Source organism: Sphaerisporangium fuscum, from assembly GCF_018531465.1.
In the GTDB taxonomy this organism is placed as follows: domain Bacteria; phylum Actinomycetota; class Actinomycetes; order Streptosporangiales; family Streptosporangiaceae; genus Sphaerisporangium; species Sphaerisporangium fuscum.
On the sequence record NZ_JAHDTF010000021.1, the window covers coordinates 183504 to 198064 of the forward strand.

Sequence of the window (14561 nt, forward strand, 5' to 3'; positions counted from 1 at the left end):
TCTTCCAGAAAGCGTTCTCGACGACCGGCCCACATTCACGTCGGCCATTTCGTCGCGACCGAAACACCGGAGTAATGAACGCCGCCTGGGCCGCACTATGAGAGATGAGCACCCCGTCGCCGTTCGATCATCCTTGAGCGTGGATTGTCTCCTGCGGACGGGAACAGCGATGACCATCAAAACGTACCTGCCTGCCCTGGACTGCGAATTCCGGCCGGTGGGTGCCGTATACGGACACGGCGACGGCGTTCTCGGCGTGGTCGAATTCGCCGATCGGCCGGGCGGCCCGACGTTGCGGGACGGCCATCCGGCCCTGGCCGTCCCGATGTCCGGCGCGGCGGGGCCGGGGTTCACGGAAGTGTGGCGCACCGCCGCGCCCGTCGCGATCGGGGCGTACAAGGGACTCACGTACGCACACGACGGGGAGCACCTGTTCTGCTGCGGGGCGACCGGCGAGGACGAGGACTACCTGACGTCGACCGAGGCGGCCTACCTGGCGGCACTCGAACTGATCGACCGCCTCGATTACCGGAACGTCGTCCGGGTGTGGAACATGGTCCACAGGATCAACGAGGCGGACGGCCAGGGGCACGATCTGTACATGCGATTCTGCGCCGGCCGGGCCCAGGCCTTCGAACGACGTCAGGTCTCGGCGAAACTCATGCCCGCGGCGACCTGCGTCGGCAGCCACGGCGGCGGGGTGGCGTTCTATTTTCTGGCGTGCCGTTCCGGTGGCGTCGTCAATATCGAGAACCCCAGGCAGACGCCTGCCTACGAATATCCCTCCCGATACGGAATCAAGCCGCCCAGCTTCGCCCGTGCGACCTGTCTTTCGTCAGACGGGTCCGGCTCCCTTTTCATTTCGGGCACGGCCAGCATCATCGGTTCGGAAACCGTTCACCAGGACGACGTCGAACGGCAGTGCGTCACGACCCTGGACAATATCGCCGCTCTGGTGAGCCGGGAGAACCTGGCGAATCACGGCATCGACGCCGCCCCCACGCTGAAGGACCTCGACAACGTGAAGGTGTACGTCAAGCACGCGGCCGACATCCCCGTCGTACGGCGGATCTGCTCCACCGCCCTCGCCTCCGAGGCGGCGGTGGCCTACCTGAACGTGGACATCTGCCGCGACGACCTCCTGGTCGAGATCGAGGGCATCATCCCCCCGTCCCACCTCACCACCACGCCCTGAGGCCACAGGAACGACGCGGAAACCCCCTCTACAGCGCCTCAAGGACGCGCCCGAGGGCCTCCGACGTCAAGCAAGGCGCCAGCAGGCCCAGACGGTCTTGCCGGGAGTGCCGTGCAACGGGATGACGCCGCATTCGTCGGCGAGCGCTTCGATGATGGCCAGGCCACGACCATGGACGGCGTCAATGCCGAGATCGAGCCGCCGAGGTTGCGCAGGGCCGTGGTCGGTGACCTGGACCCGCAGGTCCTCGGCCGCCGACAGGTCGAGCCTGACCGGCGGCCTGCCGTACGAGATCGCGTTGGCCAGCAACTCCCCGACCACCAGGACCACATCGTCGGCGAGGGGCCGCAGCGACCAGGAGACGAGGACGTCGCTCACCATGCCGCGGGTCTTGCCGATCACCGACAGGTCCGGCGGCAGATCCCAGCAGGCGGTCCGCAGGCCGGCCGGCACTTCGGTCATGGCGACTCCTGAAGGTGAGGGGGTTCCCGAAAACGGGCTGTGCGCGGAGCCGACGCCTTCGGCCTCGCGCATGAGATGGCGCAACTCGGCTGGCGTGCGAGCCTCGACGAGTAGAGGTTCAGGGGTCACGCGGAGAGCTACCGCGTAGAAACGGCGCGCGCCCACGCCGTACCAGATGACCCAGCCGGGCTCGATCTGGTTCAACTGCTGGGCGGCGGCCTGCTCAGCGGGATCCCATACGCGCGGAGCGACGTACGTTGTGGGCTCGCCACGCCGATGTCGTCCCCGCCGCGGCACTCTCGCCTCAGGATCGGTCATGCGGGGCCCTCCTCAGCGGGAGAAGGACCCAGGCGACATGTCCCTGCCCTGCGATCTTCCTGGCGCCGAACTCGACGACCGCCCGGGACACGACGGCCCATGAGCCATCCGCCCTCCCGCCGCCGACCGGAACATCGGGATCACATGCCTCGATCACCACGCTCGTCTCGGAGGCGATGACGCGAAGGTGCACCCTCTCCGACAAGGGCGTGTGCCGCACGGCTGCCGTCATCAGTTCTCTCGTGACCCTCAGGGCAAGGTCGACCTGATCGAACTGCAGGCTGCGGAGGATCGCGCCCATCCACGTACATGCGGCCTCGACAGCCGCCGGTTCCCCCGGAAACGCCTGCTGGAAGGGCTCGCCCATCACGGTCACCATCAGCTTCCTAGGCAGATTGAGTAGCTGCATGCACAGCTTGCAAGCTGCATAGGCAACCCGTCAAGCTATTCGGGTGGATCACGAAACCGATCGACCCGTGTACGTGCGGATCGCGGATGAGCTGCGGGCTCGCATCCTGTCCGGAGAGCTGACGGAAGGGGACCGGCTTCCGTCGTCGCCCGAGATCGCCAAGACGTACGGCGTGGCGCGCAACACGGCGTCGGACGCCTTGGGCCTGCTGGTCACCGAAGGTCTGGCGGTGGCACGTCCGGGATCGGGAACGTACGTGCGCACGCGACCACGGCGTCGTCGGCTGGTACGTAACTGGCACCGGAACGCGGTCGGCGGCAGTCCGTTCGCCCAGTCGATGACCGACTACGCGCAGAGCGGCACGTGGGACTACGAGAGCCGCACCGCTCACGCCTCAACTGACGTACGAGAGCGACTGGCGCTGCCGGCATCTGAGGGCGACGAGCCGGATGTGATGTTCACCAGATATGTCTTCCGCGGCGACGGAGAGCCCGTCCAGCTCAGCAGCAGCTGGGAACCGCTGGCGTTGACACGTGGCACACCTGTCGTGTTGCCGGAAGACGGTCCTCACGCGGGACGTGGAGTGGTCGAACGAATGCGGCAGATCGGTGTGGAGATCACACATGCCGCCGAGGTCGTCTCGGCTCGTCAGGCACTCGCCGAAGAGGCCACCGCGCTCGACATCTCCCCCGGAGCGATCGTGCTCACGATCGAGCGCACCTACTATGCCGACGCCCGCCCGGTGGAGACCGCCGACATCGTGATCCCTGTCGACAGGCACCAGGTGGTGTACGGCACCTCCATATGGGACAAGACGGATTGACCCTCGAATGATCGACCGCGCCAGGAGACCACGCCAGGCTGCGGCGCGGTGAGGTCCGGGGGAGGCGAGGGTCGCCTCAAATAAGGCGTGCCGAAGGCACCTTTTCCCGGCGCGTGGCGCCAAGCGTCACGCGCCGGGGCCGTCTCAGAAGAGCGTCAGGCCGACGGGACGGTGATGATCAGGGCGTCGCCCTGGCCGCCGCCGCCGCACAGGCCCGCCGCGCCCGTGCCGCCGCCGCGGCGGCGGAGTTCGTGGGCGAGGGTCAGGACGATGCGGGCGCCCGAAGCGCCGATGGGGTGCCCGAGGGCGATGCCGCCGCCGTTGACGTTGACCTTGTCCTCCGGCACGCCGAGCTCCTTGGACGACTGGAGCACGACGGCGGCGAAGGCCTCGTTGATCTCGATCAGGTCGAGGTCGTCGACGGTGAGGCCCTGCTTGCCGAGGGCGTGGCGGATGGCGTTGGCCGGCTGCGACTGCAGGGAGTTGTCCGGGCCCGCGACGTTGCCGTGGGCGCCGATCTCGGCGAGCCAGCTCAGCCCGAGCTCCTCGGCCTTGGCCTTGGACATCACCACGACCGCGCAGGCCCCGTCGGAGATCTGGGACGACGACCCGGCCGTGATCGTGCCGTCCGAGGCGAACGCGGGCCGCAGCCTGGCGAGCACCTCGGCAGTGGTGTCGGGGCGGACACCCTCGTCGGCCGAGACCACGATCGGGTCGCCCTTGCGCTGCGGCAGGGTGACCGGGACGATCTCGTCGTCGAACCGGCCGTCCTTGGCCGCCGCCGCGGCGAGCTGGTGCGAGCGGGCGGCGAAGGCGTCCTGCTCCTCGCGGCCGAGGCCGAGCCGGGTGTTGTGCCGCTCGGTCGACTCGCCCATCGCGACCTGGTCGAACGCGTCGGTGAGGCCGTCGAAGGCCATCGCGTCGACGATCTCGGCGCCGCCGTACTTCACGCCCTTGCGCAGCCCGGGCAGCAGGTGCGGGGCGTTGGTCATGGACTCCATGCCGCCCGCGACCACGATGTCGAACTCGCCGGCGCGGATCAGCTGGTCGGCCAGGGCGATGGCGTCGAGGCCGGACAGGCAGACCTTGTTGATCGTCAACGACGGCACGGTCATGGGGATGCCGGCCTTCACGGCGGCCTGCCGCGAGGGGATCTGGCCGGCGCCTGCCTGCAGGACCTGGCCCATGATGACGTACTGCACCTGCTCGGGCGCGACTCCCGAGCGTTCCAGGGCCGCCTTGATGGCGATCCCGCCCAGTTCGACGGCGGACAGGCCGGAAAGGGAGCCGAGCAACCGGCCGATGGGGGTGCGGGCCCCGGCCACGATCACCGATCGCGACATGCCGGACGCCGTAGCGGGAGAACTGGACACCAGAACCTCCATGATGGGCTCTTGGACGACTTTGCCACCATACCTAGGACGAACCACCCGGCCCGCGCGAGGCCTCCGGTATGGCCGACAAGGGGCTCGCCGGGGACATTCCCGGCCCGCGCGGACCGCGAACGCGGACGGAGGGACACGCAATGCTGCTGAGAATCGACCACGTGGGCATCGCCTGCGAGAATCTCGATGAGAAGATCGCGTTCTACCAGTCGACCTTCGGGGTGACAGTGGTCAGCCGCGAGGTCAACGAGGAGCAGGGGGTGAAAGAAGCCATGTTGCACGTGGCCGACGGCGAGGGAGGCGGGTCCTACATCCAGTTGCTGGAACCGCTCCACCCCGATACCCCCGTGGGGAAGTTCCTCGCGAAGCGTGGTGAGGGCCTTCACCACGTGGCCTACGGCGTGAGCGACATCACCCAGGCGATCGAGCAGATCGGCGGTACGGGGGTGCGATTGATCGACAAGCAGCCCCGGCACGGCGCAATGGGCACCTCAATCGCGTTTCTTCATCCGAAAGATGTGGGAGGAGTCTTGACAGAGCTGGTCGAGTCCCCCCCTCGTCCGTCCTAGCAGTCGAAACTTAACAATGGCTTATTCGTAACAAGTCGCGCAGAAAGTCGGACGGGACCTCCAATTCGGCAACACCGGAGTACGCTGGCGTACCACCGGACGTGGACCCCGCCATGGATGGGCAAGCCGAGCAGGATGATCATGGGCGAGCGCCAGCGAGCCCTTGTGAGCCGCGCTCCGCGAGCGCGACCACGGGCACGGGTCCCCGCCTCGGATGTCCGCCCCCCGTCCGGCCCGTGTAGCCGTCTCGACAACCCAGGATCGAGCCTCATGCAGTCCGACATCGACGCCCAGCTGAACAATTTCTTTGAAGACGCCCCCACGCGGGAATTCGACGTGGTTCTCCGTGGCTACGACCGGCACCAGGTTCACGACCACCTGAAGCAACTTGACACAGAGTTGCGACAGGCCCGTGAGCAGCTTTCCGCATTGCAACGTGAGCTGGCCGACTCCCAGCGCCAGCTGCAGGAGCAGGAGCGCCCGACCTATTCCGGGCTCGGTGCTCGTATCGAGCAGTTGCTGCGCCTTGCGGAGGAGCAGGCCACCGAGCTGGTCCAGGCGGCGCGGTCCGAGGCGAACGAGATCAAGGCGGCCGCGAAGGTCGACGCGGCGGAGCTGCGGGCCGCCGCCGAGAACGAAGCCGCCGAGAAGCGCGCGCTGGCCACCCGTGAGGCCGAGGAGATGCGCACCACCGCCGAGCGTGAGGCCGAGGACATCCGCTCCACCGCGCGGCGCGAGTCCGACGAGCTGACCTCCACCACCGAGCGCGAGGTCGCCAAGCTGCGGGCCACCGCCGACCACGAGGTCGCCGAGAAGCGCGCCGACGCCGAGCGTGAGATCGCCAAGCTGCGCACCACCACCGAGCGCGAGGTCGCCCAGCTGCGGGCCAACACCAAGCGCGAGCGCGACGAGGTGCTCACCACGGCCAAGCGCCAGGCCGACGAGATGCGGGCCCAGGCCCAGCGCGTGCTGGAGGAGTCCGAGGCCAAGCGGGCGCAGGACGAGGCCGAGTTCGAGATCCAGCTGGCCGCCCGCCGCGAGGAGGCCGAGCGGCAGGAGTCCGAGCGTCACGCCACCGCCCAGGCGGCCACCCAGAAGCTCGTCGCCGAGGCCGAGCAGCGCGCCGCGACCGCCGAGCAGCGGGCCACCAAGGCCACCCAGCAGGCCGAGCAGAGCCGCCGCGAGGCCGACACCCATGCCAAGCAGCTGCTCGCCAACGCCCGCAAGAACGCCGACCAGCTGGTCGCCGAGGCCAAGGCCAGCGCCGAGACGATCGTGTCGGAGGCCAAGGCCGAGGCCGAGCGCAACCGCACGGTCGCGCAGCGCCAGGTCGACGAGCTGACCCGCCAGCGCGACAGCATCACCAGCCACCTCGCGCAGCTGCGCCAGCTGCTCGGCGGCGCGCCGCTGCCGGGCATGGAGGAGGCCCCGGCGGTCGCCCCGGCCCCGCCGAAGCCCGCGCTGGCTCCGACGCCGAGCGTGAGCGAGAAGCCCGCCCCGGCACCGGCACCGGCACCGGCGTCGACCACCACCACCTCCGCCGCGGACGACGACTCAGAGTGGTGGCAGGAGTAACAACCTCACCACCAAAGGGGCGTTAGGGACGGCTATCAGGAGAGCCTGGCGATCTCGTATCGCTAGGCTCTCCTCTGTTGTCCGCCCGTTCGATGCCTCTAGGAGCAGCAGTGCCCGATTCCGCCCCGGAGACGGTGCCCTCACCTCGCGCCCCGGGTGGCCCGGACGGCGCAGGAGAGGCGACGGACATCCTGCCCGTGACGCCGTCGGCGCCGCCCTCCGGTGCCGCCGCCCGGACGGCGACCGCGTCCGTCCCGCGTGCCGAGGACGACCACGCGGACGGCTCGGCGGCGGAGGCGCTGCCGTACGGCGTGCCCGGGAAGCCGCTGACCCGCGGCCCCTTCCTGTGGGGCCTGACAGCCGCTCTCGGCGTGCTGACGGCCTGGGGGCTGGCTCAGGCCCTCGTCAGCGCCCGCAGTGTGATCGTGCTGATCGTGGTGGCGGCGTTCCTCGCGGTCGGGCTGAACCCCATCGTCGAGGCGTTGCAGGGATGGGGCCTGCACCGGCGCTGGGCGATCTCCATCGTCTTCCTCGGCGTGATCGTCTTCTTCGTGCTGTTCGGGCTGGCCATCGTCCCGCCGGTGAGCCAGGAGACCAGCGACTTCGTCAAGGCCGTGCCGGGCTACGTGCAGGACCTCCTGGCGAACCCCACGATCAAGCGGCTGGACGCCGACTACCAGATCCTCAACAAGCTGCAGGACTACATCACCAACGGCGGTCTCGGCGCCACCCTGGCCGGCGGCATCCTGGGTGCCGGCGCGGTGGTGGTCGACGCGTTCTTCTCCGGGTTCTCGCTGCTGGTGCTGACGCTGTACTTCCTCGGGTCACTCCCGGCGATCAAGGAGTACCTGCTCTTGCTGGTGCCGGCGACCCGTCGTCCCCGCACCCGGGCGATCGGGGACGAGATCCTCGACGGCATCGGCGGGTACGTGGCGGGCAACGTGCTCATCTCGGTGATCGCCGGTGGCCTGTCCTGGCTGTTCCTGACGTTCGCGGGGGCCAAGTACGCCTTGGCGCTGGCGCTGGTCGTCGCGGTAACCGACCTCATCCCGCTGGTGGGCGCGACGGTCGGCGCGGTGCTGGTGTCCGCGGTCGGGTTCCTGCAGTCGGTGCCGCTGGGCATCGCCTGCGTGGTGTTCTTCGTGATCTACCAGCAGGTCGAGAACTACGTGATCTACCCGCGCGTGATGAGCCGGTCGGTCGACGTGGCCCCGGCGGTGTCGGTGATCGCCGCGTTGTTCGGCGGGGCGCTGCTCGGGGCGGTGGGCGCGCTGCTCGCGATACCGGTGGCCGCCGCGGTGGCACTGATCATCCGCGAGGTCCTGCTCCCCCGCCAGGCCCGGCTGTGACGGGGCCGGGCCCGGCGGACGGTCAGACCGCCGTGGCGCCGCCGTCGACGAACAGCACCTGGCCGGTCATGTACGCGGAGGCGGCACTGGCGAGGAACAGCGCCGGGTAGGCCATCTCCTCGGGCGTCCCCCAGCGGCCCATGGGGACGTTGGCGACGGTCGCCTTGTTGGCGTTCTCGTCCTCCCACAGGTTCCGGTTGAGGTCGGTCGCGGTCCAGCCGGGGCACAGGGCGTTGACGCGCACGCCGCTTGCGGCCCACTCCAGGGCCAGGGTCTTGGTGAGGGCGACGAGCCCGGCCTTGGCGGCGGCGTACGGGGCCATGAAGGGGGCGCCCAGGGCGGCCACGGAGGCCACGTTGATCACCGAGCCGGAGCCGCGCTCCAGCAGGTGGGGGGCCACCGCGTGGCAGACGGTCATGGCGGAGTCGAGGTTGAGCCTCATCAGCTTGTCCCACCCCGACAGGCGCAGGTCCTTGAAGGGGACGATGAAGTTGGACCCGCCCGCGTTGTTCACGACGATGTCGAGGTACCCGAGGCGCTCGACGGCCTGCCCGACGGCCGCGGCCACGGCGTCCCGGTCGACCACGTCGCACGGGATGACGACCGCTCGCCGTCCGAGGGCCTCGACCTCCTTGGCGACCCCGGTCAGGGTCTCCTCCGATCGCGCGACCAGCGCCACGTCGGCGCCGGCCTCGGCGTAGGCGAGGGCGATGGCCCGCCCGATGCCCCGCGACGCGCCGGTCACGAACGCGTTCCGCCCTGAAAGATCAAACGCCTGCACGGCAGCCTCCTCGCTAGAAACCGAACAAGATTCTACGAGGAGGCGCCGCCCGCCGCACAAGGGGGGCGTCACACCTCGGTCGGCAGAGGGTGGGCCGAGGGGTTCACCCGCTTGACGATCTCGTTCAGGACGATGCGGACGTACGGCTCGCCCACCCACAGGTGCTTGGCGTTGTCCACACCCACCACCTCGGCCTGCGGCACCACGGCGAAGCGCTGCTGCGCCTCGTCGGGCCGGAGGTAGTCGTCGAACTCCGGCACCAGCGCGACCAGCGGCCGTCCGAACTCCGCCCAGGCCGCGAGATCGGTGTCGGTGGCCCGCTTGAGCGGCGGCGACAGCAGGATCGCCCCCCGCACGAGCGGGTCGTGACCCCACTTCAGCGCCAGCTCGGTGCCGAACGACCAGCCCAGCAGCCATACTTGGGGCAGCTCGTGGAACTCGGCGTACTCCAGCGCCGCCGCCACATCGAACCGCTCCCCCTCGCCCTCCTCGAAGACGCCCTCCGACCTCCCCCGGGCCGAGGCGGTGCCGCGGGTGTTGAAACGCAGCACCGCGATGTCCGCGAGCGCCGGCAGGCGGTAGGACGCCTTGCGCAGCACGTGGCTGTCCATCATGCCCTCGGCGGTGGGCAGCGGGTGCAGGCAGAGCAGCGTCGCCACCGGCCGCCGTCCCTCGGGGGGCAGCGCCAGCTCGCCGACCAGCGTCAGCCCGTCGGCCGTGTGCAGCTCGATGTCCTCCCGTACGGCGGGCAGGACCGTCGACGAGCGAATCTCCAAGGCGGACTCCTCAAATGCGAAGATGCGAAGCTCAGTAGCGGGAGCGGCCGGGCCCCCGGTCGACGCGCTTGCGCCAGCAGGCGGTGTGCCAGTGGCGGCGCTCGCCCTCGCCGCCGGTCCAGTTGGGCCAGCTGACGATGTGCGGCACGCCGCGGTGGATCTCCTGGTCACACCCCGGGCAGCGGTAGACCTTCTCCGAGCCCGCGCCGGAGATCCGCCGCACCTTCCACTCGCCGTCCGGCCAGTCCTCCACCCGCTCCATGCCCCAGAGCGCGGCCTCCAGCGGCCGGTCGGGGACACCGCGGCGGCCCTTGTCGCGGGGGTCCGAACGGCGGGCGCGGCGGGGGCTCATATCGGCACAAACGTCGATGTCGCGGGCGTTCTTCCGTCACCGATCCCGGATACTGGTCACACCAGCGGTCACCAGACGGTCGAGCAGCGGGGCCGGGGCGAAGGACGGCTCGCGGTACTCGGCGTACAGCGCGCGCAGGCCGTCGCGCACGGCGCGCAGCCCGATGGCGTCCAGCGTCTCGAACGGCCCGGCGGGGTAGCCGCAGCCGAGCCGCATCGCGGTGTCGATGTCGTCGATGGAGGCGTAGCCGGAGTCGTACATGCGCACGGCGTCGTTGATGTAGGGGTACAGCAGCGCCTCGACCACGAACCCGGCGCGGTCGGCGCAGGCGACCGGAGTGCGCCCGAGTGCCATGACCAGGTCGTGGACGGCCCGCGCCGCCTCGGGCGCGGTGACGACGGTCGAGACGACCTCCGCCACGGCGTCGCCGACGAGGTGGAGGCCCACCAGGCGCTCGGGGCGCGCCAGCCGTACGGCGTGCTCGACCACCGGGGTGCCGGACAGGGCGATCACCACGTCCGCGTCCTGGGCGTCGGCGGCGGGGAACCCGGCGGCTGCGAGCTCGTCCGACAGTCGCTCCGCGCCCTCGCCGAGCACGTGCACCGACGCGACGGCGGGCCCGCCCGCGGGCTCCGGCTCGGACGGCGCCTGGTCGCCCTGGTAGGAACGGAAACCGCGCCCGGTCTTGCGCCCGAGCAGGCCCGCGGTGACGAGCTCGCGCAGGATCGGGGCCGGGGCGTGCACGCGGTCGCGGCTCTCCTGGAAGAGCACCTCGCAGACCTCGTGAGAGGTGTCCAGGCCGATCAGGTCGAGCAGGGTGAACGGGCCCATGGGCAGCCCGGCGCCGAGCCGCATGGCGGTGTCGATGTCGTCCAGTGACGCCACGCCGCGCTCCAGCAGCGTGGCCGCGTGGTTGAGGTACCCGAGGAGCAGGCGGTTCACCACGAACCCGGCCCGGTCGCCGACCGTGACCGGGGTCTTGCCGAGCCGCCGCGCCAGCGCGGCGACGTCGTCGGCCACACCCTCGTCGGTGACGACCGTCCGCACGACCTCGATCAGCTTCATCACCGGGGCCGGGTTGACGAAGTGCATGCCGACGACCTGGCCCGGCCGGGAGGTCAGGGCGGCGATCGCGGTCACCGACAGCGAGGAGGTGTTGGTCGCCAGCACCGTCTCGGGCTTGCAGATGCGGTCGAGGTCGGTGAACAGGGCGCGCTTGAAGTCCATGACCTCGGGGACGGCCTCGACGACCAGGTCGGCGTCCGCGAGGTCGTCCAGCGAGGTGGTGAAGGTGACCCTCCCGAGGATCTCCTCGCGCTCGGCCTCACTGAGCTTGCCCCTGGCGACCGCCTTGTCGGTGGACTTGTGGATGTGCCCGCGGCCGCGCTCGAGCGCCTCGGCGCCGACCTCCACACCGATCACACCGAGGCCCGCCCGGGCGAACACCTCGGCGATGCCGGCACCCATGGTGCCGAGCCCGACCACTCCGACCCTGTCGAAACCGCGTGCCATCACCCCTCCTGTCCCGTCGCCCGCAAGTCTCCCAGAGCGCTCCCGCCGGCGGCGACGGCCCCCCGGCCAAGCACGCCCGCCGGGGCGGGGACAAGCGGTAAGGTTGGCGCTCATGCGGCTGGTCATCGCGCGATGCAGCGTGGATTACGTGGGACGGCTCACGGCGCACCTTCCGATGGCGCCCCGGCTGATCCTCATCAAGGCGGACGGCAGCGTGTCGATCCACGCCGACGACCGCGCCTTCAAGCCGCTCAACTGGATGAACCCCCCGTGCAAGCTCCGTGAGGACGACGGCACCTGGACAGTCACCCACGGCAAGACGGGCGAGCAGCTGATCCTCACCATCGAGGAGATCCTCCACGACTCCTCCCACGAGCTCGGCGTCGACCCCGGCCTGCGCAAGGACGGCGTGGAGGCCCACCTGCAGGAGCTGCTGGCCGAGCACATCGAGACGCTCGGCGAGGGCTGGAGCCTGATCCGCAGGGAGTACCCCACGGCGATCGGCCCGGTCGACATCCTGTGCCGCGACCGCCAGGGCGCCACGGTGGCCGTCGAGATCAAGCGGCGCGGTGAGATCGACGGCGTCGAGCAGCTCACCCGCTACCTCGAGCTGCTCAACCGCGACTCGCTGCTGGCCCCGGTGAAGGGCGTCTTCGCGGCGCAGGAGATCAAGCCGCAGGCCCGCGTGCTGGCCACCGACCGCGGCATCGACTGCGTCACCCTCGACTACGACGCCCTGCGCGGCATCGAGCGCACCGACACCCTGTTCTGACCGCCCGCGGCCCGGCGGGGGCGCTCACGACAGCGCGTGGGAGGCGAGCAGCGCGAGCACACCTTTCACGGCCTGAGCGAAGGGCTCCTCCGACCCCGCGGCCCGCGCGAGGACGTACCCGCCCTGGAGCACGGCGACGATGGCGGCGGCGGTCTCCTCGGGCACCAGCCGATCGGACAGCTCACCGTGGGCCTGGCCCTCGGCGAGCACCTCCGCCAGCCGCCCGCGCAGCCACGCGAACGTCTCCTCCAGCGGCTGCCGCAGCGAATCGCTGGCCATGACGTCGGGATCCTGCGTGAGCCGCCCGACCGGGCAGCCGCGCAGCACCTCGCGCTCACGCAGCAGGTAGACGGTGACGCGCTCCAGGGCGGTGCCGGGGCCGCCGAGGTCGGCCTCCGCCGCGGCCCTCACCTGCTCGGCGGTGCGCCTGACGGCCGCCAGAGCGAGGTCAGGTTTGCCGTCGAAGTGGTGGTACATGCTGCCCTGCCCGGCCCCCGCGCGCTGCTGGATCGCCTTGGGGCTGGTGCCGACGTACCCGCGCTCCCACAGGAGCTCCTGCGTGCTCTGGATCAACCGCTCGACCGTGTCCATGCCTCCAGCGTACATACCAGTAGGTACAGCCATGGGGACACGAGAAAGCGGGAACCCGGATCGGGGTTTCGGGCAAGTAGAAACAGGGGCGCCCCTCCGCGGTCCGGCCGTGAGGCACGGGGGACCTCGCGGCCGGACCGCGGAGGGGCGCACCCGGGCAATCTTCCGTAGTCGACCGGCTACGGCGGGAATTCATGGAAAATCAGTGCAACGCTTCTGCCCCCCTCGAACGTCTAGATCATGAACACGGGGGACAGGTAAGGGGAGCGTTAACCGAATTCTTACCTTCTGCGGTGGGGTCAATCACTACTCTCACCCGGGGGTTACGCGCGCTCCCGTTGCCACGGGTCAAACAAAGGGCAATGACGATGACTGCATTACGCGAGGAGTCCGCAGCGTGTTGACGAGGGCACGTCAGGCGGTAGCCCGTACGGGGTTCGGGCTACTCGGGCTGCTGAACAGGCGGCGGGCGCGAAAGGCGCCCCCACGCAGCGCCCGGACGGTGCGCATTCTGCTCCTGCACGCCTACGGGATGGGCGGCACGATCCGCACCGTCCTCAACCTCGCCGGGTACCTCGCGCGAAACCACGAGGTGGAGATCGTCAGCCTCGTGCGCACGAACGAGGAGCCGTTCTTCGACATACCTCCGGGCGTGAAGGTGACGTTCCTGGACGACAGGACCGTCCCGCGCGGCCGGTTCGCCGAGTTCCTCGCCAAGCGGCCGAGCCGCCTGGTCCCGCAGGAGGAGAAGGCCTACCTCACCAACAGCCTCCTCACCGACCTGCGACTGGTGCGCTACCTCCGCTCGCTGCGCGGCGGCGTCGTGATCGGGACACGCCCCGGCTTCAACCTGATCATGAGCCTGTTCGCGCCCCCGGAGGTCATCACCATCGGCCAGGAGCACGTGACCTTCGAGTCGCACGGACCGGAGCTCCAGACCAAGATCAAGCGGCGGTACGGCCGCCTGGACGCCTTCGCCACGCTCACCGAGGCCGACCTGAAGGCCTACAGCAAGGCCCTGAAGTCGAACCGCCCCAAGCACCTGCTGCGCGTCCCGAACGCGATCACCGAGCTGGCCGGGGACATCTCCACCCTGGAGGAGAAGGTCGTCATCGCCATCGGCCGCATCGTGTGGGTCAAGGGCTTCGACCGGCTGGTCAACGCCTGGAAGACCGTGGCCGAGTCGCACCCCGACTGGGTTCTGCGCATCTACGGCGGCGGCACCCCCGAGCGCGAGGCGAAGCTCCAGAACCGCATCGACGAGGCGGGACTGTCGGACAAGGTCTTCCTGATGGGCAGCACCCCCGAGATCGGCATCGAGCTGTCCAAGTCGTCCATCTACGCGGTCAGCTCCCGCTACGAGGGCTTCGGCATGACGATCCTGGAGGCGATGAGCAAGGGGGTGCCGGTGGTCAGCTTCAACTGTCCCCACGGCCCCAAGGAGATCATCACCGACGGGTACGACGGCCTGCTCATCCGCTCCAAGAAGGCCGTCGCGCTGGCCGACGGCATCTGCCGCGTGATCGAGGACGACGAGTTCCGCCGCACGCTCGGCGCCAACGCGCTGCGCACGGCCGCGAACTACGACCAGGAGGTCATCGGCGCCCGCTGGGAGGCGCTCCTGTCGGAGCTGGAGAGCCCGCAGGAGTACCCGGACTGCTCCCTCGGCACGTCCTCCTGACCGTCGCCCGC

At 69.9% G+C, this 14561-nt stretch carries 15 protein-coding genes; 7 read left to right on the plus strand and 8 right to left on the minus strand.

What is annotated here, in order from left to right:
• Positions 1-169 precede the first annotated feature (169 nt).
• Positions 170-1195: an FkbO/Hyg5 family chorismatase gene (locus KIK05_RS26425; protein ID WP_214413522.1), complete on the plus strand. Its 1026-nt coding sequence runs from the start codon at positions 170-172 to the stop codon at positions 1193-1195.
• Positions 1196-1261: 66 nt separating this feature from the next.
• Here KIK05_RS26425 and KIK05_RS26430 read toward each other — a convergent pair whose 3' ends face one another.
• Together KIK05_RS26430 and KIK05_RS26435 are read right to left on the minus strand one after the other, a co-directional pair.
• Positions 1262-1657: an ATP-binding protein gene (locus tag KIK05_RS26430; protein ID WP_214413523.1), complete on the minus strand. Its 396-nt coding sequence runs from the start codon at positions 1655-1657 to the stop codon at positions 1262-1264.
• A 304-nt stretch (positions 1658-1961) separates the two neighbouring features.
• A complete protein-coding gene (locus tag KIK05_RS26435) occupies positions 1962-2384 on the minus strand; it encodes a hypothetical protein (RefSeq protein WP_214413524.1) in 423 nt (140 codons plus the stop codon).
• A gap of 73 nt (positions 2385-2457) precedes the next feature.
• Here KIK05_RS26435 and KIK05_RS49030 point away from each other — a divergent pair, with 73 nt between their 5' ends.
• The gene (locus KIK05_RS49030) at positions 2458-3207 is read left to right on the plus strand and encodes a GntR family transcriptional regulator (protein WP_308250128.1); all 750 of its coding nucleotides are present in this window, start codon (positions 2458-2460) and stop codon (positions 3205-3207) included.
• Positions 3208-3362: 155 nt separating this feature from the next.
• Here KIK05_RS49030 and KIK05_RS26445 read toward each other — a convergent pair whose 3' ends face one another.
• Positions 3363-4550 carry an acetyl-CoA C-acetyltransferase gene (locus KIK05_RS26445; protein ID WP_214413586.1) on the minus strand — a complete coding sequence of 396 codons (1188 nt, stop codon included), beginning with the start codon at positions 4548-4550 and terminating at the stop codon, positions 3363-3365.
• Positions 4551-4732: 182 nt separating this feature from the next.
• Between KIK05_RS26445 and mce the strand changes: the two genes are divergently transcribed.
• The 3 genes from mce (at position 4733) to KIK05_RS26460 (ending at position 8085) form a co-directional block, all read left to right on the plus strand.
• Positions 4733-5161 carry a methylmalonyl-CoA epimerase gene (mce, locus tag KIK05_RS26450; RefSeq protein WP_214413526.1) on the plus strand — a complete coding sequence of 143 codons (429 nt, stop codon included), beginning with the start codon at positions 4733-4735 and terminating at the stop codon, positions 5159-5161.
• 270 nt (positions 5162-5431) lie between these two features.
• Positions 5432-6736, plus strand: a complete 1305-nt coding sequence (locus KIK05_RS26455; protein WP_214413527.1) for a DivIVA domain-containing protein — start codon at positions 5432-5434, stop codon at positions 6734-6736.
• A 110-nt stretch (positions 6737-6846) separates the two neighbouring features.
• Positions 6847-8085 carry an AI-2E family transporter gene (locus tag KIK05_RS26460; RefSeq protein WP_308250124.1) on the plus strand — a complete coding sequence of 413 codons (1239 nt, stop codon included), beginning with the start codon at positions 6847-6849 and terminating at the stop codon, positions 8083-8085.
• Between the two features lie 22 nt (positions 8086-8107).
• Here the strand turns inward: KIK05_RS26460 and KIK05_RS26465 are convergent, their stop codons facing one another.
• The 4 genes from KIK05_RS26465 to KIK05_RS26480 form a co-directional block, all read right to left on the minus strand.
• On the minus strand, positions 8108-8866 hold the full coding sequence (locus KIK05_RS26465; RefSeq protein ID WP_214413528.1) for an SDR family NAD(P)-dependent oxidoreductase: 759 nt from the start codon (positions 8864-8866) through the stop codon (positions 8108-8110).
• Between the two features lie 68 nt (positions 8867-8934).
• Positions 8935-9642 (minus strand): alpha/beta hydrolase, encoded by a 708-nt coding sequence (locus KIK05_RS26470; protein WP_214413529.1) that lies wholly within the window; start codon positions 9640-9642, stop codon positions 8935-8937.
• A gap of 31 nt (positions 9643-9673) precedes the next feature.
• On the minus strand, positions 9674-9994 hold the full coding sequence (locus KIK05_RS26475) for an Rv1322 family protein (protein WP_214413530.1): 321 nt from the start codon (positions 9992-9994) through the stop codon (positions 9674-9676).
• 36 nt (positions 9995-10030) lie between these two features.
• A complete protein-coding gene (locus tag KIK05_RS26480; RefSeq protein ID WP_214413531.1) occupies positions 10031-11506 on the minus strand; it encodes a 3-hydroxyacyl-CoA dehydrogenase family protein in 1476 nt (491 codons plus the stop codon).
• 112 nt (positions 11507-11618) lie between these two features.
• On the opposite strand from KIK05_RS26480, the gene nucS reads away from it, so the two are divergent.
• Complete coding sequence (gene nucS / locus KIK05_RS26485) at positions 11619-12278, plus strand: endonuclease NucS (protein WP_214413532.1); 660 nt, start codon at positions 11619-11621, stop codon at positions 12276-12278.
• A gap of 24 nt (positions 12279-12302) precedes the next feature.
• Here the strand turns inward: nucS and KIK05_RS26490 are convergent, their stop codons facing one another.
• On the minus strand, positions 12303-12869 hold the full coding sequence (locus tag KIK05_RS26490) for a TetR/AcrR family transcriptional regulator (RefSeq protein WP_214413533.1): 567 nt from the start codon (positions 12867-12869) through the stop codon (positions 12303-12305).
• A 502-nt stretch (positions 12870-13371) separates the two neighbouring features.
• Here KIK05_RS26490 and KIK05_RS26495 point away from each other — a divergent pair.
• Positions 13372-14550 carry a glycosyltransferase family 4 protein gene (locus KIK05_RS26495; RefSeq protein WP_308250125.1) on the plus strand — a complete coding sequence of 393 codons (1179 nt, stop codon included), beginning with the start codon at positions 13372-13374 and terminating at the stop codon, positions 14548-14550.
• Positions 14551-14561: the final 11 nt, after the last annotated feature.

Excerpts from the sequence above, each read along its gene's own strand:
- KIK05_RS26445 (WP_214413586.1), bottom strand. The coding sequence starts at position 4,550 with ATGTCGCGATCGGTGATCGTGGCCGGGGCCCGCACCCCCATCGGCCGG.
- KIK05_RS26430 (WP_214413523.1), bottom strand. The coding sequence starts at position 1,657 with ATGACCGAAGTGCCGGCCGGCCTGCGGACCGCCTGCTGGGATCTGCCG.
- KIK05_RS26490 (WP_214413533.1), bottom strand. The coding sequence starts at position 12,869 with ATGGACACGGTCGAGCGGTTGATCCAGAGCACGCAGGAGCTCCTGTGG.
- KIK05_RS26475 (WP_214413530.1), bottom strand. The coding sequence starts at position 9,994 with ATGAGCCCCCGCCGCGCCCGCCGTTCGGACCCCCGCGACAAGGGCCGC.
- nucS (WP_214413532.1), top strand. The coding sequence starts at position 11,619 with ATGCGGCTGGTCATCGCGCGATGCAGCGTGGATTACGTGGGACGGCTC.
- KIK05_RS26455 (WP_214413527.1), top strand. The coding sequence starts at position 5,432 with ATGCAGTCCGACATCGACGCCCAGCTGAACAATTTCTTTGAAGACGCC.
- KIK05_RS26480 (WP_214413531.1), bottom strand. The coding sequence starts at position 11,506 with ATGGCACGCGGTTTCGACAGGGTCGGAGTGGTCGGGCTCGGCACCATG.
- mce (WP_214413526.1), top strand. The coding sequence starts at position 4,733 with ATGCTGCTGAGAATCGACCACGTGGGCATCGCCTGCGAGAATCTCGAT.
- KIK05_RS26425 (WP_214413522.1), top strand. The coding sequence starts at position 170 with ATGACCATCAAAACGTACCTGCCTGCCCTGGACTGCGAATTCCGGCCG.
- KIK05_RS26435 (WP_214413524.1), bottom strand. The coding sequence starts at position 2,384 with ATGCAGCTACTCAATCTGCCTAGGAAGCTGATGGTGACCGTGATGGGC.